Here is a 26,319-nt window from a genome sequence, read left to right as displayed (position 1 = left end):
GGCCGAACGTGAGTTCAGTTAGCAGCAACGGGCGGAATGGTACCTGACCGGCGACCGTCGCGGCGGCCCGCGGGCGGTGAACACGACTATTGGCATCAATAATTATATACGGGCGTATTTTGTAACAACAGCTGTAATGGTCGACAGAGAGTCCGATCACGACGGCGGTCGCGTGGGGGTATCACGACGGCGGTTCCTGGAAACAACCGGTGCCGCGGGGGCGGCAATCGGTCTCGCCGGCTGTTCCGGCGGCGGTGGCGGCGACGGACCGATCCAGATCACGATGGACAGCGAGTGGCAGGGCATCTCCGACACCGTCAGTCAGAGCCTGTACGACGCCGGGCTCGACGAGTCGATCGAGGTCGAGATCCTGCCGGGCGACTTCGAGTCGGGCGCGCGCCGGTCCGAGTTCACGTCGGCGCTGGACGCCGGGCGAGCGAGCCCGGACATCTTCATGATGGACTCCGGCTGGACGATCCCGTTCATCGCCCGGGGACAGCTCGTGAACCTGAGCGAGGAGCTCTCCTCGGAGACGGTCGATTACGTCCAGAGCGACTACCTAGAGAGCGCCGTGAGCACGGCGAGCGACCCGGGTAGCGGCGACCTGTACGGGCTGCCGCTGTTCCCGGACTACCCGGTGATGCACTACCGAAAGGACCTCGTCGAGGAGGCCGGCTACGACCCGGAGGGCGAGAACTGGGCGACCGAGCCGATGAGCTGGCAGGAGTTCGCCGAGATCGCCGCCGACGTCTGGGAGCAGAACGGCGGTCAGGGCGGCGACTTCGACTACGCGTTCACCACGCAGGCCGACAACTACGTCGGGCTGTCCTGCTGTACGTTCAACGAGACGATGACCGCCTTCGGCGGCGCGTACTTCGGCGACCACGAGAACCTCTTCGGGCCGATCGGCGACCGGCCGATCACCGTCAACGAGGAGCCCGTCCACGACACGATCCGCATGATGCGGTCGTTCATGGAGGGGCCGGACGCGGAGTACGCCCACCCCGACTTCCCGCAGATCTCGACGACGGACCTGCTGTCGTTCACCGAGGAGCCGGCCCGGGAGCCGTTCACGTCCGGCAACGCGATCTTCCACCGGAACTGGCCGTACGCGATCCCGATCAACCTCGACTCGGACTCGTTCGAGCAGGCCGACTACGACGTGATGCCGCTCCCGTACGGCGTCGAGGCCGGCGAGGGCGACTACGAGGGGACCGGCGGTCCCGCCGGGGCGCTCGGCGGGTGGCACCTCACGATCAACCCGAACACCCAGCGGCTCGACGAGTGCGTCCAGGTGCTGGAGGCGTTCGCCAACGAGGATGTCATGCAGAGCAACTTCGCCGAGGGCGGGTACCTCCCGCCGGACCCGTCGGTCACCGAGTCGGTCGACCCCGAGGAGGTCGGCGCGCTCGGTAACTTCCTCGACACGCTCGCGGTGGCCGGACAGAACACGGTGCCGCGCCCCGTCACGGTGGCCTGGCCCGACCAGAGCCCGCAGGTCGCCTCCGAGGTCTCGGCGGCCTATCAGGGCGAGAAGTCGCCCGAGGAGGCCATGTCCGACCTGGAGAGCTCGCTCGGTGATATCGAGTCCGACCTCGCCCAATAAGAGGAACCGAGAATGTCAACCGACACGCGAGCGGACGAGGGGGGATCGCTGCTCGCCCGCCCGCTCAACTGGCTGGAGACGCAGAGCGAGGAGGTGTACGCCTACGTCCTGCTGATCCCTGCGTTCGCGCTGCTCGCGCTCGTCGCCTTCTACCCGCTGATCGAGACGTTCCGCTTCTCGCTGCTCGCCGACGCCGTCGCGTCCGCCGACCCGTTCGGCGAGTTCATCGGCCTCGACAACTACGTCGACCTGCTGACCGGCGACACGAACTTCACCCAGCAGTTCATCTCGATATCCACCACGGACTCGTTCCCGTTCGTCACGTTCGGGGCGCCGTTCCTGCAGCAGGCGCTGTTCGTCACGCTGGCGTTCGCGATCGTCAGCGTCCTGTTCGAGACGACGATCGGGTTCGGGCAGGCCCTGGTGCTCGACCAGGACTTCTACGGTCGCCGCTGGGTCCGCGTGTCGATCATCATCCCGTGGGCCATCCCCATCGTCATCCAGGGGATGATCTTCTTCCTGCTTTTCAACCCGACCATCGGGTTCGGGACCGAGTTCATGCAGTGGCTCGGGGTGTTCGGCGACAATCCGCTGTCGAGCAGCACGGACTCCTTTTTAATCGTGCTCGTCGCCGACATCTGGAAGACGACGGCGTTCATGGCGCTGCTCATCTTGGCGGGGCTTCAGAGCATCGACCGCGGGCTCTACGACGTCGCGGAGGTGTCGGGCGCCTCGCCCTGGCAGCGGTTCCGGTACATCACCCTGCCGCTCGTGGCGCCGGCGCTGCTCGTCGCGATGCTGTTCCGGACGATGGACGCGATGCGGATCTACGGGCTCATCGACGCCACGGCGGGCTGTGAGACCGTGCCGTCGCTGACCTGTCTCGTGATCATCGCGCTCCAGAACAGCCGGCGCTGGGCGACGGCCTCCGCCGTCGCGTTCCTGACCGCCGTCGTCATCAGCGGATTCGTCGTGTTGTACCTGCTCGCGCTGCGCGACAGCGAGGGGGGTGTCGCATGACCGACCGCCCGAGCGAGACGGGGGACGAGTCGGAGCCCGTCGCGGACGAGACTGCCGTCGACGCCGTCCCCGACGGCGGGGTCGCCGACGCCGAGACGGTCGATCAGCCGGTCGCCGACCCGACCGCCGACGAACCGGAGCTCGACCGGGGCTTGATCGAGGCGTGGGCCGCGAAGATGATCACCAATCCGGACCGCGCGTACCGGGCGTCGTTCTACGTCGCGACGATCTTCTTCCTCGTCACGACGCTGTTCCCGTTCTACTGGCTGTTCGTCGTCGCGGTGACGCCGCGGAACAACCTCTCCGAGGTGGGCGTGTTCCTCCCGGCCGGCTTCAACCCGGCGGCGTTCATCGAGGTGTTCACCACGCTGCCGTTCCACCGGTACGTGTTCAACAGCTTCCTGATCGCGACGATCGCGACCGTGGCGGTGCTGCTCGTGGGGAGCCTCGCCGGCTACGTGTTCGGCCGCCTCCGGTTCCGCGGGCGCAACGTGATGCTACTCCTGGTGCTCGTCACGTCCTTCTTCCCGCCGGCGGCGTTCTTCATCCCGCTGAACCGGCTGTTCAACACCAACGTCGACGTGTTGCGGCCGCTGATATCCGCCGGGTCGCTGTACAACACCCCGTACGCGATCTTCATCCCGCTGTCGGCGATCTTCCTGCCGCTGTCGATATTCATCCTGATGACGTTCTACTCGCAGATCCCCGACGGGCTGGAGGACGCGGCCCGGGTCGAGGGGACGACGCGGATCGGCGCGCTGTTCCGCGTTATCGTCCCGCTGTCGGCGCCGGGCGTCGCGACCGCGGGGGTGTTGACGTTCATCTCGGTGTACAACGAGTACTTCTTCAGCTCGCTGATGACCGACGGGCGGCCGGGCAACTGGGCGCCGATGCTCGAAGGGATACTGCGGTTCCAGGGCGAGTTCGAGGTGCTGTACAACCTCATGGCGGCCGCCAGCATCATCGCGGTGCTGCCGGTCGCCATCCTCGTCGTCGTCGCACAGGAGAAGATCGTGAGCGGACTCACCACGGGGGCGGTCAAGGAGTAACCATGGCATCAGTCAAACTAGAGGGAATCACGAAACGGTACGAGGACGTAACGGCGGTCGACAACATGAGCCTGGAGATCGAGGACGGCGAGTTCGTCACCTTCGTCGGCCCCTCCGGCTGCGGGAAGTCGACCACGATGGAGACGATCGCCGGGCTCACGCTCCCCACCGAGGGAACGATAGAGATCGGCGGGCGCGACGTGACGGATCTCCCGCCGAAGGACCGGGGGATCTCCATGGTGTTCCAGAACATCGCGCTGTTCCCGCACATGGACGTGTACGACAACATCTCCTTCGGGCTCCGGCTCCGGAAGTACGACCAAGAGGAGATCGACCGGCGCGTTCAGGAGGCGGCCGACATCGTCCAACTGGAGGGGATGATGGACCGGATGCCCAAGGAGATGTCGGGGGGACAGCGACAGCGCGTCGCCATCGCCCGCGCCATCGTCCGGAACCCCGGCGCGTTCCTGATGGACGAGCCGCTGGCGAACCTCGACGCGGAGCTCCGGGTCCACATGCGCACCCAGCTCCAGCGGCTCCACCGCGAGCTGGACACGACGATCATCTACGTCACGCACGACCAGGCGCAGGCGATGACGATGTCCGACCGCATCGCCGTCATCGACGGCGGCGTGCTCCAGCAGGTGGCGCCGCCGCTGGAGTGTTACAACGAGCCGGCGAACCTGTTCGTCGCCGGCTTCATCGGGTCGCCAGCGATGAACTTCCTCGAAGGGGAGGTCATCGACGGCGGCTTCGAGTCCGAGTACACGCAGATCGACTTCGACCCCGAGACCCACGGGGTCACGCCGGGACAGGATCTCACGGTCGGGATTCGCCCCGAGGACGTGTTCTTAGCGGAGGACTCCCGGAAGGCGGCCTCGCCGACGAAGGCGTTCGACGCCGTGGTCGACGTCATCGAGCCGATGGGGAAGGAGGTGAACGCCTACCTGCTGTTCGACCGCGACGTCGAGGCGAGCGCCGAGGGTCGCGGCGAGGGGCAGCTCCTCATCAACCTCGCGCCCGACACGACCATCGAGGAGGGCGACGACATCCGGATCGTGATGGACCGCGAGAACGTCCACCTGTTCGACCGGGCGAGCGGCGACGCGATCACCCACTCGCTGGAGTAGGCGACCCCGGTCGCCCGCGCGCTCGCGAGAGCGGGCGTCGCGGCCGAACCTCGTTGCGGATCCCTTCTTCGACCCGACGAAAACGAGCGCCGTCTACCCGGTCAGTCGACGCTGACGACCGTGATCCGGTGGGCCTCGACGGCCTCGACCATCGCGCCCCAGCCGCCGACCTCGACGGGGCCGTCGTCGGTCTCGACGATGAGCCCGACCCGGCCGCCGTAGCTGGCGACGGTGTCGGCGCCGACCGCGTCGTCGTCGCCGGTGACCACGACGTCCGAGAGGACGCCCTCGACGACGCGGTCGGCGCCGCTCTCGGTGTCGGTCCCCTCGATTCGGATCCGGACGGTCGCCCCGTCGCGGAGGAGCGGCGCGACGTCCCGGACGCAGTACCGGATGTCGATGTAGTCGATCGGCGGCTCGTCGTCGCGAACCGTGTAGATCGGCTTCCACGAGTCCCACTGGGTCGTCAGGAAGTACCAGTGGAACACGTACGTGTGCGTGCGGTCGTCGACGAGCACGCCGTACTCGTTGGTCGAGCCCGCGTGGGGCGCGAAGCAGGTCTTCGTCCGGTCGACGATCACCACGAACGGGGAGGGGAGCCGGCGGTGACGGGCCTCGGAGCAGACCTCGGCGAGGTCGTCGGCGTCCGGGAGCGCCTCGGTGTCGCCGTCCGGGGTGTGGATCGAGAGGTTGACGCGGACGCCGCGCTCGGTGGCCGCCTGAAGCGCCGGGCGCAGCCGCTCGAAGTGCTCGACGCCGAGCGAGACGTTCACCTGCGTCTCGGCCTCGCGGATGAACTCGTCGGCGTTCTTGATCACCGTCTCGAACCGGGTGACGATGCTGACGGTCGACTGCTCGACGGAGGGCTCGTTCCAGCGGCGCTCGATCTCCTCGGTCGCCGCGGTGAACCGACTCGCGCGCGTCCGGAGGTCCTCGGTGATCTCGTCGAGGCTGTTCGCGCGGGCGTACAGCGACTCCTGCTCGTACGTCTCGATGTAGCCGGCGCTCTCCAAGTCGCGCAACACGTCGTAGATCCGCGGGTCGGGCACCCCGCTGGCGTCGGCGACCCGCGTGACCGGGGCGGCGCCGAGCTCCAGCACGGTGACGTAGGCGTCGGCCTGATACGGCGAGAGGCCGGCGTCCTCCAGCGTCTCTGTGAGTTCTGCGCGGTCCACTCTCATCCCTCACCGTCGGTCGGTCGTCGCCCCGTGACGGTCCCCTCCGCGCGGTCGACCGCGACGTGAATCGGAGGCGATCGCCAGACCGGGGCACGGTTCGGTTGGTTTCGATCGGTCCGTCCTCTTGCCATGACTAGGACTACCACGGCTGTAATAAAACGTTTTATTTCCGCGATAGAGCGGGAGCGCGACGCGGGCGATACCGGAAGCGACACCACGCCGATACCGGAAGCGACACCACGGCGCCGTCCCGACTGAAAAGGTTTTATTCGGTTCGTCGCGGAGAGAGCGTATGCACGAGACGTCGGGGAGCGACGGTCGCTCCCCTCGCCCGCGATGGACGAGAGCGCAGGCCGCGTCCATCGAGCGCCGGCACGAGAACGTCGCGCCGGCGGCCGGCCCGCCGGAAGTCGATCCGTTTCCGGAGCTCCACGTCTGGGACACGTGGCTGCTCCGGGACCGACATGGCGAGATCGCCGACGTCGACGGGTACCGACTCGCCTTCTCGCTGACGGCGCCGGCCGACCTCCTGCCCGGGAAGCGACACGACGTGGCCGAGATCCGGTGTTTCTACTCCGCCGACGGCGAGACCTGGCGCGACGCGGGCCCCGTCTTCGACGGGGGCGCGCTCGGCCAGCGCCAGTGGGCCGGCTCCGCGCTGTACGACGACGGCGACGTCTACCTCTACTACACCGCCGCCGGCGACGAGACCGCCGACGAGATGACGTACACTCAGCGGATCGCGGTCGCGCACGGCGGAACCGTGACCGCGTCGGCCGAGGGAATCGAGCTCTCGGGGCCGTGGACCCACGAGACCCTGTTGACGCCCGACGGCGACTGGTACGAGACCGAGGCCGACTCGCGGGGGATGATCTACACCTTCCGCGACCCGTGGTTCTTCGAGGACCCGGCGACGGGCGAGACGCACCTGCTGTTCGAGGCGAACGCGCCGGCGCCCGAGCGACCGGGCGACGACCCGGAGACGAGCGAGCGACGGGAGTTCAACGGCTGCGTCGGCGTCGCGGTCTCGCCCGACGGCGACCCCCTCTCGTGGGAGCTCCGGCCGCCGCTGTTGGACGCGGTCGAGGTGAACCAGGAACTCGAGCGCCCCCACGTCGTCGTCGCCGACGGGCGCTACTACCTGTTCGTCTGCAGCCACGTCCACACGTTCGCGCCGGGCGTGACCGGGCCCGACGGCCTGTACGGCTTCGTCGCCGACGAGTTCGGGGGCGAGTACCGCCCGCTGAACGACTCGGGGCTCGTCGCCACGAACCCGCCGGAGGCGCCGTTCCAGGCGTACTCGTGGATGGCGTTCGCGCACGAGGAGGAGGTGCTCGTCCAGAGCTTCCTCAACTACCACGACTTCGCCGGCGACTCGCTGGACGCGATCGCGGACCTCCCGGAGGACGACCAGCGCGACCGGTTCGGCGGGACGCTCGCGCCGACGCTCCGGCTGGCGGTCGACGGCGACCGGACCCGACTGCTCGGCGCCCTCGCCGCGTGGCGGATCCCGACCCCGGACGAGCCGCTCCCGCCCGCCGACGGGTCCGACCTCCCGGCCGGCGACGCGCTCCCCGGCGAGATCCGCGAGGGCGGCGCGGCCGGCGGGTACGCGGCGTTCGTCGACGGCGCGAGCGGGAGCGCTCTCGACGGCGGCGGGGACGGGAGGAGCGCTGGCGACGGCGACGACGCGAACTGACCCGTCAGTCGGAACCGCCGGTCGGCATCGCCTCGCCCATCGCCCACGCCGACAGCGACGAAATCGACGCCCGGCCGCCCTCCGCGACGGCCGAGACTCCGACCGCGTCGTCGCGGGTCGGGTACACCCGGCTCGTCAGGCAGTGCCGGCCGTTCGCGTATATCTCGACCACGGACCGGTCGAGGAAGACCCGGAGCGAGAGCGGCTCGTCGTGCGGCGGGACCGGCATCGACTGGGGGTCGGCGAACGCGCGGCGGTCGTCGCTCGACGGCGCCCGGTCGACGGAGAGCGTGCCGTCGCGCTCGTAGCGGATCGGCGTGCGCTCGGCCCGGTCGGGCGTCTCGAACACCGACAGCTCGACGGCGTCGGCGTCGTCGAGCGCGATCTCCGCCTCGATCTCGATCGCCGCGCTGGAGACGTCGAGCCGTCGGCGGTCGCCGGGCGAGAGGTCCAGGGTCGCCCCGGCGGCGAGGCGCTCGGTCCGGAGCTCGGTCACCTCGTCGGCCGGACGCTGTCGGATCGTACCGTCGGGACCGGCCTCGATGACGCGCGGGAGCGAGAGCGCCCCGGACCAGCCGGCCTCCCACTGCGCCTCGACGTCGCGGGCCTCGGGGAGCCACCCCCACGTGAGCGTCCGGTCGGTCGCCTCGTCGCCCTCCGCGTCGCCGCCCGCGGGGTCGTCACCGCCCGCGGCGCCGTCGCCCTTCGCGTCCCTCAGCGACTGCGGCGCGTAGAAGTCGCCGTGGTCGAGTAACCCCTCGGACTCGACCTCGAACCCGCCGTCGACGACGTCGCCGAGGAAGTAGACGACGTTCTCGTAGTCGGAGACGTGGAGGATCCGGCGGTCGCCCAGGTCCAGCAGCTCGGGGCACTCCCACACCGCGCCGGCGTCGGGACCGCCGGTGAGCAGGGGACCTTCGTACCGCCACTCGGTGAGCGTCTCGCCGGTGTACAGCAGGGCCGCGCCGCCGCCGTCGGCGAGCCCGGTGCCGATGAGGTGATGCCAGCGCCCGTCCTCGCGCCAGACGTTGTGGTCGCGGAACTCGGCGCGCCAGTGCTCGGTCTCGAGCACGTCGAGGTCGGTCGGCGGCGACTCGATGACCGGGTTCCCGTCGTACTTGTTCCACGTCCGGAGCCCGGGGTCGTCGGTCGTCGCGAGACAGGGGAGCTGGTCGCGGCCGTTCCCCCCCGTGTACAGCAGCGTCGGGATGCCGTCGTCGTCGACTGCGCAGCCCGACCAGCAGCCGTCGCGGTCGGGGCCGTCGGGCGACGGCGAGAGCGCGACCGGCTCGTCGGACCACGTCACGAGGTCGTCGCTGACGGCGTGGCCCCAGTGGATGGTGTTGTGGTACGGACCGCCGGGGTTGTACTGGTAGAAGACGTGGTACCGACCGTCCCATCGGATCAGCCCGTTCGGGTCGTTCAGCCAGTTCGCCGGCGGGGTGAGGTGGTACTTCGGTCGCCCGCCGGGACCGTCCTCGCCGGCGTCGGCGACGCGCTCGCGGAGGCGGCGCATGTCGGCCGCGTCGGTCGGGCGGGCGGGCGTCCCGTCGTCGACGGCGAGGCTCCGGAGGCAGCCGGCGACGAGCCGGTCGCGCGTCTCGGCGAGCCGGTCGGCCGCCGGGTCGTCCGCCGCCGCGGGCGGGTCGGCGAACAGGACGGGCGCGCCGAGGCCGAGGACCGCGCCGCCGTCGCCGGCGGCCCACGAGACCGCGGTCACCTCGTCGGGGACGGCCCCGCCGCCGCGGACGGTCGAGGCGAGCGCCTCGCCGCGCTCGGGGAGCACCCGCTCGTACCGCACCGCCGGGACAGTGCCGCGGTCGCGGAGCGGGTGTCGGAGCCCCTCTAGCGACGCCAGCGCCGGGTGGTCGGCGTAGAGCGACCGCCACAGGACGCCGGTCGGTTCGGCGAGGGACTCGGTACCGACCCGGTCCGGGGGGACCGACTCCACGGAGAGCCGGTCGACCGAGGCCATCGCTCGGAGCGTCAGGAGGAGCCCGCCGCCGTCGGCGAGGAAGTCGTCGATCGCGGCCGCCGCGTCCCCGAGGGGATCCGCGTCGTGGAGCGGCGCCGCGCGGTGCCACCAGAGGACGTCGAACCGGCGGAACGGGCCGTCGCGGTCGCCGCCGGACGGACCGGCGACGAGCGGGACGACCTCGGCGGCAACCCCTTCGCGAGCGTCGAGCCACTCGAACGCGGCGCGCTGTTCGTCGGAGAGGTCCCCCGCGGCGAGCACGCCGACGCGGGACGGCGACTCCGTCATACGCGTACTCACTCGGTACCGAATCAAAACCGTGTCGTCACGCCGACGCGCTCGGTGCACTGGCGCGACGGAACCGTCGGTGGGGGCGATCGGGCGGATCGCGCGGCGGACGTAACCGTTTGCGCCAACGACCGATGGGGATCCGCCGGCAGGGTTTTTACCGTGCGAACGGAAGACGTTCGCATGAGCACCGAAACGGTCGACACTGGGAGCGACCCGGCGATCGAGGTGACCCCTGACGCCGCGGAGGAGGCGCTCTCCCTGCTGGAGGGAGAGGACCTCGACACGGAAGAGGCCGGCCTGCGGTTGTTCGTCCAACAGGGCGGCTGCGCGGGCCTGTCGTACGGGATGCGGTTCGACACGGAGCCGGAGGAGGACGACCTCGTGGTCGAGCACCACGGGCTCCGCGTGTTCGTCGACCCCGCGAGCCGGAACTACATCGGCGGGAGCAAACTCGACTACGAGCACGGCCTGCAGGCGGCCGGCTTCGAGGTCGAGAACCCGAACGTCGTCTCCGAGTGCGGCTGCGGCGAGTCGTTCCGGACGTAACGCGACGCTCCGGGGCGATCGGACTGTCGCTGTCGCTCCGAGCGCGGTCCCGCCGACCGCCGACTCACGCTTTTAAACGGCTCCGACGGCTACGGACGGGTATGAGTCTCGACGCGTCGACGACTGCCGACGGCGAACGGGTGTACACCGACCGGACGATGGTCGAGCGAGGCGCCGAGGGACCCTTCTACGTCGTGTTCGCCGACGCCGACGGGTCGGCCCGGTGGGGGTTCCGCTGCGGGAACTGCGGGTCGTTCGACACCGCGATGGACACGATGGGTCGGATCCAGTGCACGGAGTGCGGCAACATCCGGAAGCCCGACGAGTGGGACGCCGCCCACGAGTGACCGGGCGCGCGGTCCCCGAGCGAGTGATCGTTCGCAACGGAACGGCGCGTGAACGGCCGCGTTGCTGGGCGAGTGACCGGGTCCGCGGAATCGTGAGAAAGTTTATCACGGATGGCGGCGAACGACGAGGTAGATGGCCACTGCGAGCATCCCACCGACGACGGAGGCCAGAGACGTCTTTCGTGAACTCGGGTACACCGTCTCCGAGGGCGGACAAGAGTTCGTCGCGGAGCGGAAGTGGCGACGTGTGCTCGTGACGGTGCTGTGTATGGACGACGACGATCTGGACCCGTATCTGACAGACGGCGGCGAGACGCCGCGGCTCCGGTGTTTCGTGACGTGGCGCAGCCGGGCGGGCGACCTCCGGGACCGACTCGTCTCGAAGAAGCCCCCGTACGACTGGGCGGTCATCGGCATCGACGACGACGGCGAGGACTTCGCGGTGATGGAAGGCGCGCCCGGCAGCCCCTGACGGCGTCCCCGGATTCCACCTGTTTTTATATGACCGTGCGCGTAACTAGCGTACGACATGGTGTTTAAAAAGATCACACTGATCGGGACGAGCGAGGAGAGCTTCGACGACGCCGCCGACGAGGCGATCGACCGCGCCGAGGACACCCTCGAGAACGTCTACTGGGCCGAGGTACAGGAGTTCGGCGTGGAGATCAAGAACGCGCCGACGCGGGAGTACCAGGCCGAGGTCGAGGTCGCGTTCGAGCTCGAGGGCTGAGATCGGCGCGCATCGGTCGGTTTCGAGGATTCTTTCGATGTCTCGGTCGACCGCGGATCGACGGTAGAGACTGTTAAGTCCCCAGCCGCTCGTTTATAAATGGTTGCTGAGAGACCGGCGGTGAACACTTCCAAAGCCCCAGCCGGGAGGCGGGCGCACGCTCGCTGCGCTCCTCGGTCGCTCGTTTCACTCGCTCCCTGCGGTGTCGCCGGCGGCTTCGCCGCCGGCTGCCCGTGGCGCTACGCGCCACGCTGCTTGCGTCGCCTGCGCCCGCCTCCCGGCTGCCCCTTTGAGTCCCACCTGCCCGCAACGGCACCGCGGCCTCACACCTCCCCAGCCTCGGCGGACGGTCCGGCGCGGGCGACGCCGCGCCGGCCCGCCGCCTCCCTCGCACGCGCACCTCGCGGCCGCCGGGGCGGCCGCTCGGAGGCGCGCGCCACCGCAGTCGTTTATAAACGAACGCCGAGGCGAACACCTATTTATCCGACGGCGACCACGGGCCGTCCATGACCGCGTCACGCGCGCCGGCGGAGCCCGAGGTCAGGGAGTTCGAGGCGACGGTGGAGTCGGTCGACGGCCGCGAGGTCGTCCTGAGCGAGACGTACTTCTACGCCGAGTCCGGCGGCCAGCCGGCCGACAGAGGGACGATCGACGGCGTCCTCCTCGACGACGTGGTCGAGCGCGACGGCCGAGTCGTCCACGTGCTCGACGAGGAGCCGCCGGGGTCGCTCGCGGTCGGCGAGACGGTCTCGGCGATCGTGGACGACGCGTTCCGGACGTACTGCGCCCGCGCGCACACCGCCTCGCACGTGCTCTACGGCGCCGCGCGCCGGACCTGCGAGGACCTCGGCTACGCCGGGTTCGACATCTCCGCGGAGAAGGTCCGGGTGGACCTGACGACGGCGGAGCCCCTCGACGACGAGGACCTCGTCGAACTGGAGCGGCTCGCCAACCGCGCCGTCTGGGACTCGCTGCCCGTCTCGTGGGAGACGCTCCCGGCGGACGAGGCCCGCGCGGTCGACGGGATCGCGTTCAACGCGAAGACCGAGGAGGGCGCGATGAGCGGCGGCGATGCGGTCCGCGTCGTCACCGTCGGCGGGAGCGGTGCGGGCGACGGGAGCGAGGCGGGGGGAGGTGACGACGACGCCGCGCCGGCGTGGGACGTCGCGGCCTGTGGCGGCACCCACGTCCGGAACACGAGCGAGATCGGGCCGGTCTCGGTGCTGGACCGGTCGAACCCCGGCGAGGGCGTGACGCGCGTCGAGTTCGCGGTGGGGCCGACCGCGATCGACCACGACGCCGCGGTCCACGCGGCCGCGCTCGACGCCGCGACGAGCCTCGACGCGCGGGTCGGCGACCTCCCCGACGCGGTCGAGCGCCTCCGCGGCGAGGTCGACCGGTTGGAGGGCGAGCTCCGGGAGGCCCGCGCCGACCTGCTGACCGCCCGGCTCGCCGAGTTCCCGACCGCGGAGGTCGACGGGGCGACGTGGGCGGTGGGAACCGTCGACGGCGCCGACCCGAACGACCTGCGAGAGCCGGCGGAGGCCCTCCTCGCGGGCGACGGTGAGGAGAGCGACGCGACCGACGGCGCCCCCGACGCGGTCGCGGCGGTCGGCGCGGGCGACGCGCCGTTCGTGGTCGTGGCGGTCGCGGACGGGGCGACCGGCGGCGACGACGCGAGCGGCGAGGGGGTCGACGCCGGCGCGGTCGTGCGCGCGGTCACCGACGAGTTCGGCGGCGGCGGGGGCGGCGGTCCGACGTTCGCGCAGGGCGGCGGGCTCGACGCCGACCCCGACGACGTCGTCGCGTGGCTGCGCGACAGATGACGGGCAAGCTCGGGCCCGAGGCGCTCGCGGCGGTCCTCGAAGCGACCGGCGCGGACGACGCGGCGGTCGATGTGGGCCCCGCCTACGGCGAGGACGCGGCCGCGATCGACCTGACCGGCGCGGAGTCGACCCTCGTCGTCGCCGCCGACCCGCTCTCGCTGGCGGCGGACTCAGTGGGCGAGCTCGCGGTCCACGTCGCCTGCAACGACGTGGCCGCGAGCGGCGCGGACCCGCGGTGGCTCACCCACACGCTCTTCCTCCCCGACGACGACCCGGACCGCCGCCAGACGGTCGCGGAGCAGGTGGACGCGACCGCGCGCGACCTCGGGGTCGCGATCGTCGGCGGCCACACCGAGGTGTTGCCGTCGCTGGAGCGCCCGCTCTGCTCGATGACCGCGCTCGGGACGACGGACCGCTTCGTGTCGAGCGGCGGGGCCGACCCCGGGGACCGGCTCCTCCTCACGAAGGGCGCCGGGATCGAGGCGACCGCGATCCTCGCGACGGACTTCCGGGATGAGTGCGCCGAGGCGGGCGTGTCGGCCGCGACGCTCGACGCGGCCGCCGGGTTCCTCGACGAGGTGAGCGTCGTCCCCGACGCGGCCGCCGCCCGCGACGCGGCGACCGCCATGCACGACCCGACCGAGGGCGGCCTGCTGACCGCGCTCGTCGAGACCGCGAGCGCGAGCGAGGCGGTCCTCGCGGTCGAGCGCGACCGGGTGCCGGTTCGACCCGAAACGGAGGCCTGCTGTGCGGCGTTGGGCGTCGATCCGCTGGCGACGTTCGGCTCCGGCGCGCTGCTGGCGGCGGTCCCGCCCGAGCGCGTCGCCGAGGCGACCGACGCGCTGGCGGCCGCCGGGATCGCGGTCGGCGAGATCGGCGAGGTGCGGGCGGCGGGGGACGGCGACGGCTCCGACGCCGCCGAGGGAGCCGACACTCCGGACGCCGCCGACGCGAAGGCCGGCACCGTCCTCCTCGACGGTGACCGGATCGAGGAGCCGCCGCGCGACGAACTCTACCCGTTCTGGGAGTGACGCGAGCGGCGGGCCGCGAGGGCGCGAGCGGCCGCGCCGGCCACCTCACCCGATCGCTCACCTTTTTCCGTGTGAGATCGAACTCGAAGCCATGACTGGCGCACGCGTCGGCTCGTCGCTCACCGACGAACAGGAGGCGATCCGGGAGCTCGTCCGGGAGTTCGCGGTCGAGGAGCTCCGACCCGGGGCCGGCGAGGCGGACGAGACGGAGTCGTTCCCGGAGGACGCTTGGGACGGGCTCGCGGAGCTGGGGCTGACCGGGCTGACGGCGCCCGAGGCGTACGGCGGCTTCGGCGCCGACGAGACGACCTACGCGGTCGTCAACGAGGAGCTGGCGTACGGCCACCTCGCGGTCGCGACCGCGCTGTCCGTCCACTGCCTCGCCACCTCCTGTATCGCGGAGTTCGGCAGCGAGACCCAACGGGAGCGCTGGCTCCCGGAGATGGCGGCCGAGGGGCGCCCGGTCGGGATGTTCTGTCTCTCCGAACCGCACGCGGGGTCGAATCCGGCGGAGATGTCGACGACCGCCGAGTACGACCCCGAGACCGACGAGTACGTCCTGAACGGCGAGAAGCAGTGGATCACGAACGGGACGCGGGGCGGCGTCGCCATCGTCTTCGCGAAGGCGGTCGACCCCGAGAGCGAGGGGGACGACCCCGAGAGCGACGACACCGAACGAGACGACGACGGCCGCGGGTCGATCACCCAGTTCCTCGTCCCCGCCGACGTCGAGGGGTTCGAAGTCGGGAAGAAGGAGGAGAAGCTCGGGCTCCGCGCCTCCGACACGACCGGAATCAGCTTCGACGACTGTCGGGTCCCGGCCGAGAACCGGCTCACCGAGGAGGGGAAGGGGCTCTCGGCCGCGTTCCGGACGCTGACCGGCGGCCGGATCGGGATCGCGGCACAGGCGGTCGGCGTCGCGCAGGCCGCGCTCGACGAGGCGACGGCGTACGCCGCCGAGCGCGAGCAGTTCGGCGAGCCGATCGCCGAGATCCAGACGATCCGCCACAAGTTCGCGGAGATGGCGACGGACGTCTCCGCGGCCCGCCTGCTCGTCCGCGAGGCGTGCCGGCAGGCCGAGGCGGGCGAGGACAACCGCGTCGCGGCCTCCAAGGCGAAGTACCGCGCCAGCGAGGCGGCGATGTCGGTGACCAACGAGGCCGTCCAGATCCACGGCGGCTACGGCTACACGACCGACTTCGACGTCGAGCGGCTCTACCGCGACGCGAAGATCACGGAGATCTACGAGGGGACCACGGAGATCCAGAAGACGATCATCGCGCGGGGGGTGTTGGGGAAATGACGGGCGATCCCGGATCCGACGGCGCCGCCTCGAGCGCCGACGGCGCCGTTCCCGGCCTCGCGGGCTACGACGCCGTCGTCTACGACCTCGACGGGACTCTCGTCGAGCTCGCGGTCGACTGGGGGACGGTGGCGTCGTCCGTGCTCGACGTGTACGCCAAGCACGCGATCAAGCCGCCGACCGAGGAGCTCTGGGGCCTGCTGGAGGCGGCCGACGAGTACGGGATCGGCGATCCGGTCGAAGAGGCGATCGCGCTCCACGAGCGGGCCGGCGCGCGCGACTCGACGCTGCTCCCGCTCGGAGCGCGGCTGGTCGAGGGGGCCGACGATCGGGGGCGCACGCCGCCGGCCGGCGTCTGCTCGCTCAACTGCGAGGAGGCGTGCCGGATCGCCGTCGAGGCTCACGGCCTCGGCGACGCGCTCGACACGGACGCGATCGTCGGGCGCGACACCGTCGGGTCACACAAGCCGGAGCCGGAGTCGCTGCTCGCGGCGGTCGATCGGCTCGGCGCGGCGCCCGAGGACGCGCTCTTCGTCGGCGACTCGCCGCGCGACGAGGCGGCGGCGGAGCGCGCTGGCGTCGCGTTCGCGTGGGTGGCGGACCTGATCTGACCGGCGGACCGAGCCGCACGGTCGTTTAAAAGGAAGATCGCGGGAGAGCGATTCAGAGCCGCGGCGACGGACCCGAAGCCACGGCGACGGACCCGGCCCGCGGCAGGGGGTCAGTCCTTTGACGGCCCGGTCGACCGTGACGCGCGATCGCCCTCCCGTCCGGTCGTCGCCTCGGGAGCCTCGCTCCCGGTGTCGTCGTTCTCCTCGCCCTCGATGTCGTCGTTCTCCTCGCCCTCGATGTCGTCGTTCTCCTCGCCCTCGATGTCGTCGTGGTCGTCCTCTCTCGTCCCCTCGTTCTCGGTGTCGTCGGGGCCGTCTCCTCCGGCCTCCTCGGCCCCGGCGCTCTCGACGCCCCCGTCCCCGGCGTCGGTCCGGCGCGCGTAGAGCGCGACGGCGACGGCGGTGGTAAACCAGATCGGCGCGCCGACGCGGACCGCGAAGGCGGCGCGGGCGCCCCACGAGTCGAGGGTGACGAACGCGGAGAGGACCGCGACGACCGGGGCGCCGACGAGGATCGTGAGCACGAACGTCGTCTGCATCACCCAGCCGTAGTCGACCCCCTCGAACTCGGCCCGCTCGACAGGTTGCACGATCTCGTCTCGGGCGCCGAGGGGCAAATCGGTGGCGGTCGCGGGGCGGCGCGGCGCGCTCTCGGGCAGCGGCGCCGCCGGAGGCCTGACCGCGCGCTTCCGGATCCCGGCGATTTTAACCGGTCGCGCGGGTGAGGTCGGGTATGACCACGACGCGGGGACTCCGGGACCGCGAGGCGCCGATCACGATGCTGACCGCGTACGACGCCCCCACCGCGGCGGTCGTGGACGAGGCCGGGATCGACGTGATCCTCGTCGGCGACAGCATGGGGAACACCGCCTTGGGGTACGACTCCACGCTCCCCGTGACGCTCGACGAGGTCGCGAGCCGGACCGCAGCGGTCGCCCGCGCGACCGAGGACGCGCTCGTCGTCGCCGATATGCCGTTCCTCACCTTCGGCGTCGAGGAGAGCGAATCCGTGCGCAACGCCGGCCGGCTGGTGAAGGAGGCGAACGCCGACGCGGTGAAGATCGAGAGCGGCCCGCACACCGTCTCGATGACCCGGCGCATGACCGAGGTCGGAATCCCGGTGATGGCGCACCTCGGCCTGACTCCCCAGCACGTCAATCGACTGGGCGGGTACACGCGACAGGGGACCGATCAGGACGCCGCCGAGGAGATCGTCGAACTCGCGGGAGCGCACGCCGAGGCCGGCGCGTTCGCGCTCGTCTTGGAGCACGTCCCGGCGAACCTCGCGGGGGCGGTGACCGAGGCGCTCGACATTCCCACCATCGGCATCGGCGCGGGCCCCGACTGCGACGGGCAAGTGCTCGTGATCAACGACGCGATCGGGCTCGGCGAGTGGTCGCCCCCGTTCTCCCGGCAGTTCGGCGACGTGCGCGGCGAGATGGCCGACGCCGTCGCGGCGTACCGCGAGGCCGTCGAGAGCGGCGCGTTCCCGGCCGACGAGCACACCCACGTCGAGGAGGACCTCGAGGACTTGTACTGAGTCGGATAGTTATCAGCGAACGGCGGCGCTGCGGAGAAGACATCCGAAGCCTCGGCCGTTCGGGTTTACGTGACTGGTTGCTTTGCGGTGAACACCTCCAAAGCCCCAGCCGCGAGGACTCGCGCGACTCGCTGCGCGCTTCGGTCGCTCGCGGTGCTCGCTCCCTGCAGTGCTTGCGTCGTCGTGCTTCGCCCTCGCGGCTGCCCCTTTGAGTCCCACCCCGACCGCACCGCAACCACACCTTACGCCTCCCCAGCCTCGTCGGTGGTCCGTCGCTTCGCTCCGGACCACCGACTCCCTCGCGCGGTGCCGTCGCCGACGGCAAAGCCGCCGGCTGCCAGAGGGACCGAAGGTCCCTCGCTGTTCGCGGCCTGCCGGCCGCTCACGGGCACGCGCCACCGCATCCGATTTTATAAGCTATCTTCGCCGCAGCTCGTCGCCCTTTAAATACCGCATCGACCTCCGTTTTGAGCGACCTCACACGTTCGAAGAGTCGGGTCCCCACGGAGCTACTGAACCGGATCCCACGACGAAACCGCCACACCCGGCGTGGGGTATATACGCGCGAACGGCCTACGTGAATCCGTGACAACCCGGACCATCCGCGCCCGCGACCGGCCGGTGTTCGGCGTCGACGTGCACAGCGGCGACGTTCGCGGCGACGACCCCTCCTACGCCCTCGTCATCTTAGACCCCGTCGACGATGACGACCCGGACGCGCCCGACGCCGACGGCCCGATGGCGCGGGTGACCCGCGACGTGGTGTCGTTCCGGAAGCTCTGCCGGCTGATCGACGACCGCGAGCCCCTCTACGTCGCCACCGACAACGCCTACGAGCTGGCGGCGGACAAGGGCGAGCTCGTGGGGTTCCTCCGGTCGCTGCCCGACGGCACCCGGCTCGTGCAGGTGACCGGCGCGGAGCGGCCGGAGCCGCTCTCGCGGGTCGCCTCCCGCCACGGAATCCCATACGGGAAGGAACCGATGAAGGAGGCCGAGGCGTCGGCCCGGCTGGCCGCGGCGAACGTCGGCCACGAGGTGACCGCGTTCACCGACGAGACGACGGTGAAGGTGTCTCGGGGACGCTCGACCGGGAAGGGCGGGTGGAGTCAGGACCGCTACACCCGCCGGATCCACGGCAACGTCCGGAAGCGGACCCGACAGGTGCAGTCGAAGCTCGAGGAGGCGAACCTCGACTTCGAGCGCGACGTGACCGAGAAGTACGGCGGCTACGCGAACGCGACGTTCGCGGTCGAGGCGCGCCCCGAGGACATCCCCGTGTCGAACTCGCGGGCCGGCGACGTGCGCGTCGAGGTCGAGCGAGAGCGCCGCGACGGGATCGAGTACGAGCCGCTGGTGCAGCGGCGCGATAGGGTGATCGTCGGCATCGACCCGGGGACGACGACCGCTGCGGCCGTCGTGGGACTCGACGGCACCGTGCACGCGCTGTACTCCTCGCGGACCGCCGACACGGCCGACGTGACCGAGTGGATCATCGAGCAGGGCCGCCCGATCATCGTCGCCGCCGACGTGGAGCCGATGCCGGAGACCGTCGAGAAGTTCCGGCGCTCGTTCGACGCCGCCGGGTGGCGGCCGACCACGGACCTCCCCGTCGACGAGAAGCTCCACCGGACCCGCGAGGCGAGCTACGACAACGACCACGAGCGCGACGCGCTGGCGGCGGCCCTGTACGCCTACGACGACCACGAGGATCAGTTCGACCGGATCGCGGCGAAGACGCCGCCGCGGCTCGACCGCGAGGCGGTGATCGCGGGGGTCGTCGCCGGCGACGCTTCCGTGGAGTCCGTCATCGCCGACCTCAGCGAGGACGACGGCGGCGACGGTGGCGGGAGCGGCGACACCGACGCCGACGAGACGGATCCCACCGAGCCCGAGCGCACCGAGGAGGAGGAGACGATCCGCCGGCTCCGCGAGCGCGTCGAGCGGCTGGAGTCGCACGCCGAGTCGCTGGAGGCCGACCTCGCCGAGCGCGACGAGCGGATCGCGGAGCTGGAGGGGGAGCTGGAAGAGGCGAAACGCGAGGAGCGCATCGAGGCGCGCACCCGGCGGGCCGTCTCGCGGCTCGAACGCGAGACCGACCGGCTAGAGCGCGAGCGCGACGAGGCGAGAGAGACCGTCGAGGAGTTAGAGGGGAAAGTGGAGACGCTGAAGGAGCTGTGGCGGCTCGACCACTCCAACTTCGACGACGTGGCCGCGGACCAGGGGCTCGTCAGCGTGAAGGTCGTCGAGCAGTTCACGCTCGACGCGCTGGAGGCCGCCGACGAAGCGTACGGGCTCGTCGCCGGCGACGTCGTCTACCTCCGGGACGCCTCGGGAGCGGGCCGTCGGACCGCCGAGCGGCTCGCCGAGACGGATCCGCGGGCGGTGATCCGTGACGGGAACCTCGCGGACGTCGCCGACCAGGTCCTGTTCGACCACGACGTGCCAGTCGTCCCGGTCGACGCGGTGCCCGTGCGCGAGGTCGACGAGCTGGCGGTCGCAAGCGAGGAGCAGTTGGAGGCCGCCCTCGACGACTGGGAGCGGCGGGCCGAGCGCCGGCAGAAGGCGGAGAAACAGGAGCACCTCGACCGGATCATCTCCGAGCACCGGGCGGGGCGGACGCTCCCCGAGACCGAGGAGTAGGGCCGGCAGGGAAACGAGGCCGACGGTGCCGACGGCGCTCCGCGGAGACGCCCCTCGCCAGGCGTCCGCACGCTTCCAGAAGTCATATGTCCGACAACCGCAACTCCTGCGTATGGACGCCTACGAGCGGATCACCCGGAACGCGGCCGAGGTGGTCACCGAGGAGGAGATCGAGGCGCTGGCCGACGACCCCGACGGGAAGCGGGCGTACGTCGGCTACGAGCCCTCGGGAGTCCTCCACATCGGGCACATGCTCACCGCGAACAAGCTCATCGACCTCCAGGAGGCCGGGTTCGAGGTGACGGTGCTGCTCGCCGACGTACACGCCTACCTCAACGACAAGGGGTCGTTCGAGGACATCCGCCACACCGCCGAGCGCATGCGCGACCAGTTCATCGCCTACGGGCTCGACGAGTCGAACACGCAGTTCGTGCTCGGCTCCGACTTCCAGCTCGACGACGACTACACCCTCGATCTGCACGCGCTGGAGCTGGAGACGACGCTCGCGCGGGCCGAGCGCGCCATGGCGGAGATCACCTCCGGGGACTCCGTGAAGGTGTCGCAGGCGGTGTACCCGCTGATGCAGGCGCTCGACATCCCGTACCTCGGCGTCGACCTGGCGGTCGGCGGGATGGAGCAGCGCAAGGTCCACATGCTCGCGCGGGACGTGCTTCCGAGCATCGACCGCGAGCCGCCGACGAGCCTCCACACGCCGCTCATCGCCGACCTGGGCACCGGCCGCGGGAAGATGTCCTCTAGCGAGGGCGTCACCATCTCGATGGAGGACTCGCGCGCGGATATCGAGTCGAAGGTGAACGACGCGTACTGCCCGCCGACCGCCGACCCCGAGCCGACCGACGACGGCGAGTCGCGGGAGAACCCCGTCCTGCAGGTGTTCGAGTACCACGTGTTTCCGCGGTTCGAGACGGTCCGCGTCGAGCGCCCCGAGGAGTACGGCGGCGACTTAGCGTACGACGACTACGACGCGTTGGAGGCCGACCTGGAGTCCAGCGAGCTCCACCCGGCCGACGCGAAGGGCGCGCTCGCCGAGTACCTCGACCGCCTCATCGCGCCGGGACGCGAGCAGCTCGCGGAGTAGGCGGCTTCGGTCGGTTCGGTTCGCTTCGGCCGGTTCGGTTCACCCGGTTCGCTATTTCTCCTCACCCGCCGCGCGCGCCCCGCGCTCGCAGCTCCCGTCGATACAGTCGCGGCCGGTCGCCGTCTCGAAGACGGGGAGCCCGCAGGCGCACTCGTCGACGACGACGCCGGCGGGGATCGAGAACGTCGTCTCGCAGTCGGGGTAGTTCTCGCAGCCGAGGTAGACGCGGCCGGGCGCGGAGTTGACCGTCAGTTCGCCGTCGCAGTCGGGACAGTCCCAGACCCGATCAAATCGGTCGCTGACGGCCGCCTCCATCGGGTCGCACGCGGGGTCGAGACAGAGGTGGAACGGCTCGCCGCGTTCGACGCGGAGCTTCGGCAGCCCGCAGTCGTCGCAGGTCGCGTCCGTGACGCTCGCGCCCGCCGGGAGCCCCCACCGCTCCTCGCAGTCGAGACAGACCACGTCGCCGCGCGAGCGCACGAGCGGCCCGCCGTCCTCAGGGCAGGTGCCGACCGGGATTCCGGCCTCCGTGATCGGCAGGGCGCGGCCCGCGGTCGCCTCCTCGGCGACGACCCGGAGACGACGGGTGCCGTCGCGGGCGGTGACGGAGAACCCGTCGCCGTCGCCCTCGACGACGACCGAGTCGGGGCGGGTGAGCCACGCGACCGGCTGGTAGCCGTCGGCGTCGTGGACGAGCGTGGTGTCGTCCGGCTTTATCAGGACGACGACGCGTCCCCGGTGGGTCCGGGAGCGGTCGCCGCGCTCGGTCACTCGGCAGTCGCCTGCGAACACGCGGAGTCGTTCGGGCATGCGGCGGGGTTGCCCCGTTTTCCGATTTAAGCAGTGGGCGGTGCGACCGGACCGGACTCCGGGGACGGGAGAATCGTGTGTTTCATTTAACAATATCGTTTCCGTAGGTCGACACATGAGCGAGGCCTCGGGTTCAGATCCGCCGAAAACAGCGGACACGGCTGCAGCCGTTCGGGTTGGGGTGTTGAGCTTCCACAACAGCAAAGAGACCAAGGCGATCCTCAACGCCGTTCGCGCGCTCGGTCACGAGCCGGTCTGGCTCCGCGAGGAGAACGTCCGGTCTTGGATCGAGGACGAGGGCCTCCGTTTCGACCCCGACGTGGAGGTCGTCGCGAACCGGCTGTTGACGACGAAGGCGGTCCAGCCGCTCGACGATCTCGGCGTCGCGACGAGCTACGCCGCGTCGCGTCCCGTGTTGAACCCGCCGGACGTCGTCGTCCGGGCCATTCACAAGTACGGTGCCGCGGCGACGCTCACCGCGGCCGGGATCCCGGTTCCGGAGGCTTACCTGGCGCTCTCACACCGGACGATCAACGAAGGCAACCGCCTCGCGGGCGAGAGGGCCGTCCACAAGTCCGCCATCGGGACGAACGGAGACCGGATGGCGGTCGTCGGCGCGGACGACGCCGTCTCCCCGTACATCGCCCGGCGGCGGGCGTTCCTGCAGGAGTTTATCGACACCGGCACGGAGCGGCCGTTCGACGTCCGCGCGTACGTCGTCGGCGGGCGCGTCGTCGCCGCGATGAAGCGGTACGCGCCGTCGGACGAGTGGCGCACGAACGTCGCCGTCGGCGGCGAAGTCGAGGACTTCACCGCCGATCTTCCCGAGGAGGCGGCGCGGCTGTCGCGGGAGGCGGCGGACGCGCTCGACCTCGATTACGCCGGCGTGGACCTGCTGTGCCGCGACGGCGCGTGGTACGTTCTGGAGGTCAACGTGACGGCGGGATTTAAAGGGCTCTTCGAGGCAACCGGGATCAGTCCCGCCCCGCACATCGCCGCCCTCGCGATCGATCGGGGCGGCGGCCGCGTGGACCCCGACCGCGTCGCTGAACTCGCGGAGACGCTGGACGATTCGGTCCCGGAGTGTAAACCCCCGACCGACCCGGAGCCGGAGAGATCGACGACGATCGGCTACACCGAGCGCGTGACGGTGAGCGCGGGTCAGCAGGCGGTCGACGTGATCGCCAAATCGGACACCGGCGCCCAGCGGACGAGCATCGACTTCGACGTCGCCGCGGAGATCGGCGCCGGTCCGATCATCGACACGGTCTACGTGAAGTCCGGATCGCGAACCGGGCGACAGAAGCGCCCGGTCGTGGAGATCGATGTCAAAATCGGGAATCGCTGGCAGACTGTGACCGCGAGCATCGAGGACCGAAATCATATGACGTACCCCGTACTCCTCGGTCGGGACCTCCTCGACGGCTACCGCGTGGATATCACGAAACGGGAACGCGAAGAGTGACCTACTCCACCCGGACCGTCCGCGTGGCCCGCACGGGCATCAGCGGCAGGTCGGGGAAGACGACCTCGACGACGAACTCCAGTTCGTCGGCGTCTGGGGGACCGAAGACGCCGACCGGGACCGTCGTCTCGCCGTCGAGGTACGTCGTCCGCGCGGTCATCTCCACGTCGTTGACGGTGACCCGGATCCCCGTGCGGGCGCTCCCGGAGAGGGTCGCGACCGCGACCTCGCACATCTCGTTCTCGCCGACGGCGATAGCGTCGGGGAAGTCGCCCCAGTCGACGTCGATCCGAGGGCAGTCGCGGGCGGCGTCGACGATCCGCTCGGCGACGGAGCCGCTCATCCCGGCGTTCTCCAGAGCGTCGGCGCCGGCGTCGACGACGGCCGCAGGGGAGGTAAGGCCGGCGTCCGCGAGCCGCTCCGCGCGGCCGGAGCCGACCCCGTCGATCGCTGTGAGCGCGACCGCTTCCCGCGAAACGCCGTGCTCGACGCGCGCCTCGACGCGGCACGCGAGGTTGGCGGCGCGCGGACCGGCGAACCGGTCGAGGAACTCCGCGAGCGCGGCCAGCAGGCGGAGCGCGTTCTGCCGGATCACCCACGCGTCCGACCGCAGGTCCGAGGGGATCGCGTCGGCCATCCCGGCGAGCAGGATGGCGAACACCTTGCGGTGCCCGTCCTCCAAGTCGGTGTCGTGGCCGTCGAGGATCCGGTCGACCGCGTCCGACTCGGCCGACCGCGCCGACACCGAGTCGAACTCGCCGGCCGACGCGACCGCCTCCAAGATCCGGTCGACCGTCAGCGTCTCTCGGTCGGCGAGCCGCCGGAAGCGACGGGCGGTGTCGAGACGGAGGTAGTACTTCGAGGCGAGCCGGCCGAGCCCCGTCGGCTCGATCGCGAGGTCGTCGTCGGCCGCGACGAACCCGTCGTCGACGAGCGAGTCGAGGGTGTCGCGCACGCGGTCGCGAAGGGTGCCGAAGTCGTACGCGTCGGGCTTCGACTCGGCGCGGACGTAGTAGAAGGTCGTCTCCAGCCACTCCATCACGTCCTCCAATCCCCGAATGGTCCCCATCGCGATCTCCGCGTTGAGGTGCGACTCGAGCTCGGCGGCGAGTCGGGACTCGATCTCCTTGCCCTCCTTCAGCAGCGTTCGGTACTTGTCGGCGTCCCCGCGGTCGCAGACCACCCAGCCGTACCCCACGTCGTCGTAGCCGGGCCGGCCCGCGCGCCCGAGCATCTGGAGCACGTCGAGCGGCGAGATGTCCGTCTCGCCCTCCAGCGGGTCGTGGTACTTCGTGTCGCGGATGACGACGCAGCGCGCCGGGAGGTTCACCCCCCACGCGAGCGTCGACGTCGAGAAGAGCAGCTTGATCTTCCCCTGCTTGAACCACTCCTCGACGCGGTCGCGGTCCTCCTTCCCGAGCCCGGCGTGGTGGAAGCCGACGCCGTCGGTGACGGACTGGCGGAGCGTGTCGTTGGTGAGCTCCTTCGCCTCGTTGTGGAAGTCGTAATCGTCCCGCGAGTCGATCGGGATGTCGCGGTCGGTGATCTCGTCGCGGGCCTTCTTGGCCGCCTGCACCGTGTCCTGCCGCGAGGAGACGAACACCAAGGCCTGCCCGTCCTCGCGCACGTGCGGCTCGGCCAGATCGAGCGCGCGGTAGAGCCGCCGGTACTTGTCGGCGAAGGCGTTCGAGCCGTGCGAGTACGTCTTCACCCCGGTCTCGAGGTCGACCGGGCGGTACTCGTCGCCGAACTCGTAGGTCGTCTCCGCGGGCGCGTCGAGCCACTCTGCGACGTCCGCGATGTTCGGCATCGTCGCCGAGAGCGCGACGACGCGGGGGTCCTGCAGCCGACGGAGCCGCGAGACCGTCACCTCGAGCACCGCACCGCGCTTCTCGCTGTCGAGCAGGTGGACCTCGTCGATGACGACGCAGTCGACGTCGGTGACGAACGAGTAGCGCGCGGAGTCGTGCTTTCGGGTGGCGCTGTCGGCCTTCTCGGGGGTCGTCACGAGCACGTCCGCGCGCTCGGCGCGGCGCGGGTTGAGGTCGCGCTCGCCGGAGACGACGTAGACGGAGTAGCCGAGCTCCTCGAAGCGCTCCCACTCGCTCTCCTTCTCGTTGGTGAGCGCGCGGAGGGGAGCGATAAAGAGCGCTGTGCCGCCCTCCGAGAGGGTCTTGCAGATAGCGAGCTCGGCGAGCGCGGTCTTCCCCGAGGCCGTCGGCGCGGAGGCGACGACGTTGTGGTCGGTCTCGAGGATGCCCGGCAGCGACTCGCGTTGCATCCGGTTGAACTCCTCGAAGCCGAACGCGTCGGCGAACTCCGGCACCGCGTCCGCGACCTTCACGCCGCACCACGCTCGCGGGCGAGTCGACGGCGACCGAGCGTTGTTCGCATCACGTCGAGTCGGGGGGCTCCAGCGCAAA

Annotated in this window: 22 protein-coding genes; 17 read left to right on the top strand and 5 right to left on the bottom strand. The window is 70.7% G+C overall.

The genetic code is table 11. From position 1 onward, the window contains the following. The first annotated feature begins 136 nt into the window (after nt 1-136). Genes B4V06_RS05110 through B4V06_RS05095 form a run of 4 tightly spaced genes read left to right on the top strand, consistent with a single transcriptional unit; the run spans nt 137 to nt 4,805 of the window. Complete coding sequence (locus B4V06_RS05110; protein ID WP_123113311.1) at nt 137-1,606, top strand: extracellular solute-binding protein; 1,470 nt, start codon at nt 137-139, stop codon at nt 1,604-1,606. A 12-nt stretch (nt 1,607-1,618) separates the two neighbouring features. Then, complete coding sequence (locus B4V06_RS05105; RefSeq protein WP_123113312.1) at nt 1,619-2,626, top strand: carbohydrate ABC transporter permease; 1,008 nt, start codon at nt 1,619-1,621, stop codon at nt 2,624-2,626. Continuing rightward, the gene (locus tag B4V06_RS05100) at nt 2,623-3,675 is read left to right on the top strand and encodes a carbohydrate ABC transporter permease (RefSeq protein WP_123113313.1); all 1,053 of its coding nucleotides are present in this window, start codon (nt 2,623-2,625) and stop codon (nt 3,673-3,675) included. Before B4V06_RS05105 ends, B4V06_RS05100 begins: the two co-directional genes overlap by 4 nt. A gap of 2 nt (nt 3,676-3,677) precedes the next feature. Next, nucleotides 3,678-4,805: an ABC transporter ATP-binding protein gene (locus B4V06_RS05095; protein ID WP_498167983.1), complete on the top strand. Its 1,128-nt coding sequence runs from the start codon at nt 3,678-3,680 to the stop codon at nt 4,803-4,805. A gap of 101 nt (nt 4,806-4,906) precedes the next feature. Here B4V06_RS05095 and B4V06_RS05090 read toward each other — a convergent pair whose 3' ends face one another. Further along, nucleotides 4,907-5,986, bottom strand: a complete 1,080-nt coding sequence (locus B4V06_RS05090; RefSeq protein WP_123113314.1) for a TrmB family transcriptional regulator — start codon at nt 5,984-5,986, stop codon at nt 4,907-4,909. Nucleotides 5,987-6,275: 289 nt separating this feature from the next. Here B4V06_RS05090 and B4V06_RS05085 point away from each other — a divergent pair, with 289 nt between their 5' ends. Beyond that, on the top strand, nt 6,276-7,682 hold the full coding sequence (locus B4V06_RS05085; protein WP_498167980.1) for a glycoside hydrolase family 68 protein: 1,407 nt from the start codon (nt 6,276-6,278) through the stop codon (nt 7,680-7,682). A 4-nt stretch (nt 7,683-7,686) separates the two neighbouring features. Here the strand turns inward: B4V06_RS05085 and B4V06_RS05080 are convergent, their stop codons facing one another. After that, complete coding sequence (locus B4V06_RS05080) at nt 7,687-9,945, bottom strand: glycoside hydrolase family 32 protein (RefSeq protein ID WP_498167977.1); 2,259 nt, start codon at nt 9,943-9,945, stop codon at nt 7,687-7,689. A gap of 183 nt (nt 9,946-10,128) precedes the next feature. Between B4V06_RS05080 and B4V06_RS05075 the strand changes: the two genes are divergently transcribed. The 8 genes from B4V06_RS05075 to B4V06_RS05040 all read left to right on the top strand — a co-directional run bounded on the left by B4V06_RS05075 (nt 10,129) and on the right by B4V06_RS05040 (nt 16,342). Further along, nucleotides 10,129-10,494, top strand: a complete 366-nt coding sequence (locus B4V06_RS05075; RefSeq protein ID WP_123113317.1) for a HesB/IscA family protein — start codon at nt 10,129-10,131, stop codon at nt 10,492-10,494. Nucleotides 10,495-10,595: 101 nt separating this feature from the next. Continuing rightward, nucleotides 10,596-10,841: a DUF5816 domain-containing protein gene (locus B4V06_RS05070; protein ID WP_123113318.1), complete on the top strand. Its 246-nt coding sequence runs from the start codon at nt 10,596-10,598 to the stop codon at nt 10,839-10,841. A 133-nt stretch (nt 10,842-10,974) separates the two neighbouring features. Then, nucleotides 10,975-11,313 carry a DUF7116 family protein gene (locus B4V06_RS05065; RefSeq protein WP_123113319.1) on the top strand — a complete coding sequence of 113 codons (339 nt, stop codon included), beginning with the start codon at nt 10,975-10,977 and terminating at the stop codon, nt 11,311-11,313. Between the two features lie 57 nt (nt 11,314-11,370). Beyond that, nucleotides 11,371-11,571 (top strand): dodecin, encoded by a 201-nt coding sequence (locus tag B4V06_RS05060; RefSeq protein ID WP_094525211.1) that lies wholly within the window; start codon nt 11,371-11,373, stop codon nt 11,569-11,571. A gap of 506 nt (nt 11,572-12,077) precedes the next feature. Next, a complete protein-coding gene (locus B4V06_RS05055; protein WP_498167971.1) occupies nt 12,078-13,397 on the top strand; it encodes an alanyl-tRNA editing protein in 1,320 nt (439 codons plus the stop codon). Beyond that, nucleotides 13,394-14,428: an AIR synthase family protein gene (locus B4V06_RS05050; protein WP_123113321.1), complete on the top strand. Its 1,035-nt coding sequence runs from the start codon at nt 13,394-13,396 to the stop codon at nt 14,426-14,428. Before B4V06_RS05055 ends, B4V06_RS05050 begins: the two co-directional genes overlap by 4 nt. Nucleotides 14,429-14,519: 91 nt before the next feature. Then, the gene (locus tag B4V06_RS05045; RefSeq protein ID WP_123113322.1) at nt 14,520-15,731 is read left to right on the top strand and encodes an acyl-CoA dehydrogenase family protein; all 1,212 of its coding nucleotides are present in this window, start codon (nt 14,520-14,522) and stop codon (nt 15,729-15,731) included. Continuing rightward, nucleotides 15,728-16,342, top strand: a complete 615-nt coding sequence (locus B4V06_RS05040) for an HAD family hydrolase (RefSeq protein WP_123113323.1) — start codon at nt 15,728-15,730, stop codon at nt 16,340-16,342. The genes B4V06_RS05045 and B4V06_RS05040 overlap by 4 nt, the downstream gene beginning before the upstream one ends. 110 nt (nt 16,343-16,452) lie before the next feature. On the opposite strand, the gene B4V06_RS05035 is transcribed toward B4V06_RS05040, so the two are convergent. Next, nucleotides 16,453-16,932, bottom strand: a complete 480-nt coding sequence (locus B4V06_RS05035; protein ID WP_255212473.1) for a DUF5822 domain-containing protein — start codon at nt 16,930-16,932, stop codon at nt 16,453-16,455. A gap of 143 nt (nt 16,933-17,075) precedes the next feature. On the opposite strand from B4V06_RS05035, the gene panB reads away from it, so the two are divergent. The 3 genes from panB (at nt 17,076) to B4V06_RS05020 (ending at nt 21,621) form a co-directional block, all read left to right on the top strand. After that, the gene (gene panB / locus B4V06_RS05030) at nt 17,076-17,882 is read left to right on the top strand and encodes a 3-methyl-2-oxobutanoate hydroxymethyltransferase (protein WP_498167967.1); all 807 of its coding nucleotides are present in this window, start codon (nt 17,076-17,078) and stop codon (nt 17,880-17,882) included. A 585-nt stretch (nt 17,883-18,467) separates the two neighbouring features. Beyond that, nucleotides 18,468-20,522: a DUF460 domain-containing protein gene (locus B4V06_RS05025; protein ID WP_123113325.1), complete on the top strand. Its 2,055-nt coding sequence runs from the start codon at nt 18,468-18,470 to the stop codon at nt 20,520-20,522. A gap of 112 nt (nt 20,523-20,634) precedes the next feature. Then, the gene (locus tag B4V06_RS05020; protein ID WP_498167965.1) at nt 20,635-21,621 is read left to right on the top strand and encodes a tyrosine--tRNA ligase; all 987 of its coding nucleotides are present in this window, start codon (nt 20,635-20,637) and stop codon (nt 21,619-21,621) included. Nucleotides 21,622-21,672: 51 nt separating this feature from the next. Here B4V06_RS05020 and B4V06_RS05015 read toward each other — a convergent pair whose 3' ends face one another. Then, nucleotides 21,673-22,431 (bottom strand): topoisomerase DNA-binding C4 zinc finger domain-containing protein, encoded by a 759-nt coding sequence (locus B4V06_RS05015; protein WP_498167962.1) that lies wholly within the window; start codon nt 22,429-22,431, stop codon nt 21,673-21,675. 115 nt (nt 22,432-22,546) lie between these two features. On the opposite strand from B4V06_RS05015, the gene B4V06_RS05010 reads away from it, so the two are divergent. Then, complete coding sequence (locus B4V06_RS05010; RefSeq protein ID WP_498167959.1) at nt 22,547-23,896, top strand: putative ATP-dependent zinc protease; 1,350 nt, start codon at nt 22,547-22,549, stop codon at nt 23,894-23,896. A 1-nt stretch (nt 23,897) separates the two neighbouring features. Here the strand turns inward: B4V06_RS05010 and B4V06_RS05005 are convergent, their stop codons facing one another. After that, complete coding sequence (locus tag B4V06_RS05005) at nt 23,898-26,240, bottom strand: DEAD/DEAH box helicase (RefSeq protein WP_498167957.1); 2,343 nt, start codon at nt 26,238-26,240, stop codon at nt 23,898-23,900. Nucleotides 26,241-26,319: the final 79 nt, after the last annotated feature.

The sequence above is a fragment of the Halorubrum sp. B53 genome, assembly GCF_059752395.1.
This window is presented reverse-complemented; position numbering and strand designations above follow the sequence as displayed.

Bases quoted from the DNA above. Each gene is read 5' to 3' on its own strand.
- B4V06_RS05040 (WP_123113323.1), top strand. From the start codon at position 15,728: ATGACGGGCGATCCCGGATCCGACGGCGCCGCCTCGAGCGCCGACGGC.
- B4V06_RS05070 (WP_123113318.1), top strand. From the start codon at position 10,596: ATGAGTCTCGACGCGTCGACGACTGCCGACGGCGAACGGGTGTACACC.
- B4V06_RS05095 (WP_498167983.1), top strand. From the start codon at position 3,678: ATGGCATCAGTCAAACTAGAGGGAATCACGAAACGGTACGAGGACGTA.
- B4V06_RS05015 (WP_498167962.1), bottom strand. From the start codon at position 22,431: ATGCCCGAACGACTCCGCGTGTTCGCAGGCGACTGCCGAGTGACCGAG.
- B4V06_RS05100 (WP_123113313.1), top strand. From the start codon at position 2,623: ATGACCGACCGCCCGAGCGAGACGGGGGACGAGTCGGAGCCCGTCGCG.
- B4V06_RS05110 (WP_123113311.1), top strand. From the start codon at position 137: ATGGTCGACAGAGAGTCCGATCACGACGGCGGTCGCGTGGGGGTATCA.
- B4V06_RS05010 (WP_498167959.1), top strand. From the start codon at position 22,547: ATGAGCGAGGCCTCGGGTTCAGATCCGCCGAAAACAGCGGACACGGCT.
- panB (WP_498167967.1), top strand. From the start codon at position 17,076: ATGACCACGACGCGGGGACTCCGGGACCGCGAGGCGCCGATCACGATG.
- B4V06_RS05065 (WP_123113319.1), top strand. From the start codon at position 10,975: ATGGCCACTGCGAGCATCCCACCGACGACGGAGGCCAGAGACGTCTTT.
- B4V06_RS05075 (WP_123113317.1), top strand. From the start codon at position 10,129: ATGAGCACCGAAACGGTCGACACTGGGAGCGACCCGGCGATCGAGGTG.
- B4V06_RS05050 (WP_123113321.1), top strand. From the start codon at position 13,394: ATGACGGGCAAGCTCGGGCCCGAGGCGCTCGCGGCGGTCCTCGAAGCG.
- B4V06_RS05020 (WP_498167965.1), top strand. From the start codon at position 20,635: ATGGACGCCTACGAGCGGATCACCCGGAACGCGGCCGAGGTGGTCACC.
- B4V06_RS05085 (WP_498167980.1), top strand. From the start codon at position 6,276: ATGCACGAGACGTCGGGGAGCGACGGTCGCTCCCCTCGCCCGCGATGG.
- B4V06_RS05055 (WP_498167971.1), top strand. From the start codon at position 12,078: ATGACCGCGTCACGCGCGCCGGCGGAGCCCGAGGTCAGGGAGTTCGAG.
- B4V06_RS05080 (WP_498167977.1), bottom strand. From the start codon at position 9,945: ATGACGGAGTCGCCGTCCCGCGTCGGCGTGCTCGCCGCGGGGGACCTC.
- B4V06_RS05045 (WP_123113322.1), top strand. From the start codon at position 14,520: ATGACTGGCGCACGCGTCGGCTCGTCGCTCACCGACGAACAGGAGGCG.
- B4V06_RS05060 (WP_094525211.1), top strand. From the start codon at position 11,371: ATGGTGTTTAAAAAGATCACACTGATCGGGACGAGCGAGGAGAGCTTC.
- B4V06_RS05105 (WP_123113312.1), top strand. From the start codon at position 1,619: ATGTCAACCGACACGCGAGCGGACGAGGGGGGATCGCTGCTCGCCCGC.
- B4V06_RS05090 (WP_123113314.1), bottom strand. From the start codon at position 5,986: ATGAGAGTGGACCGCGCAGAACTCACAGAGACGCTGGAGGACGCCGGC.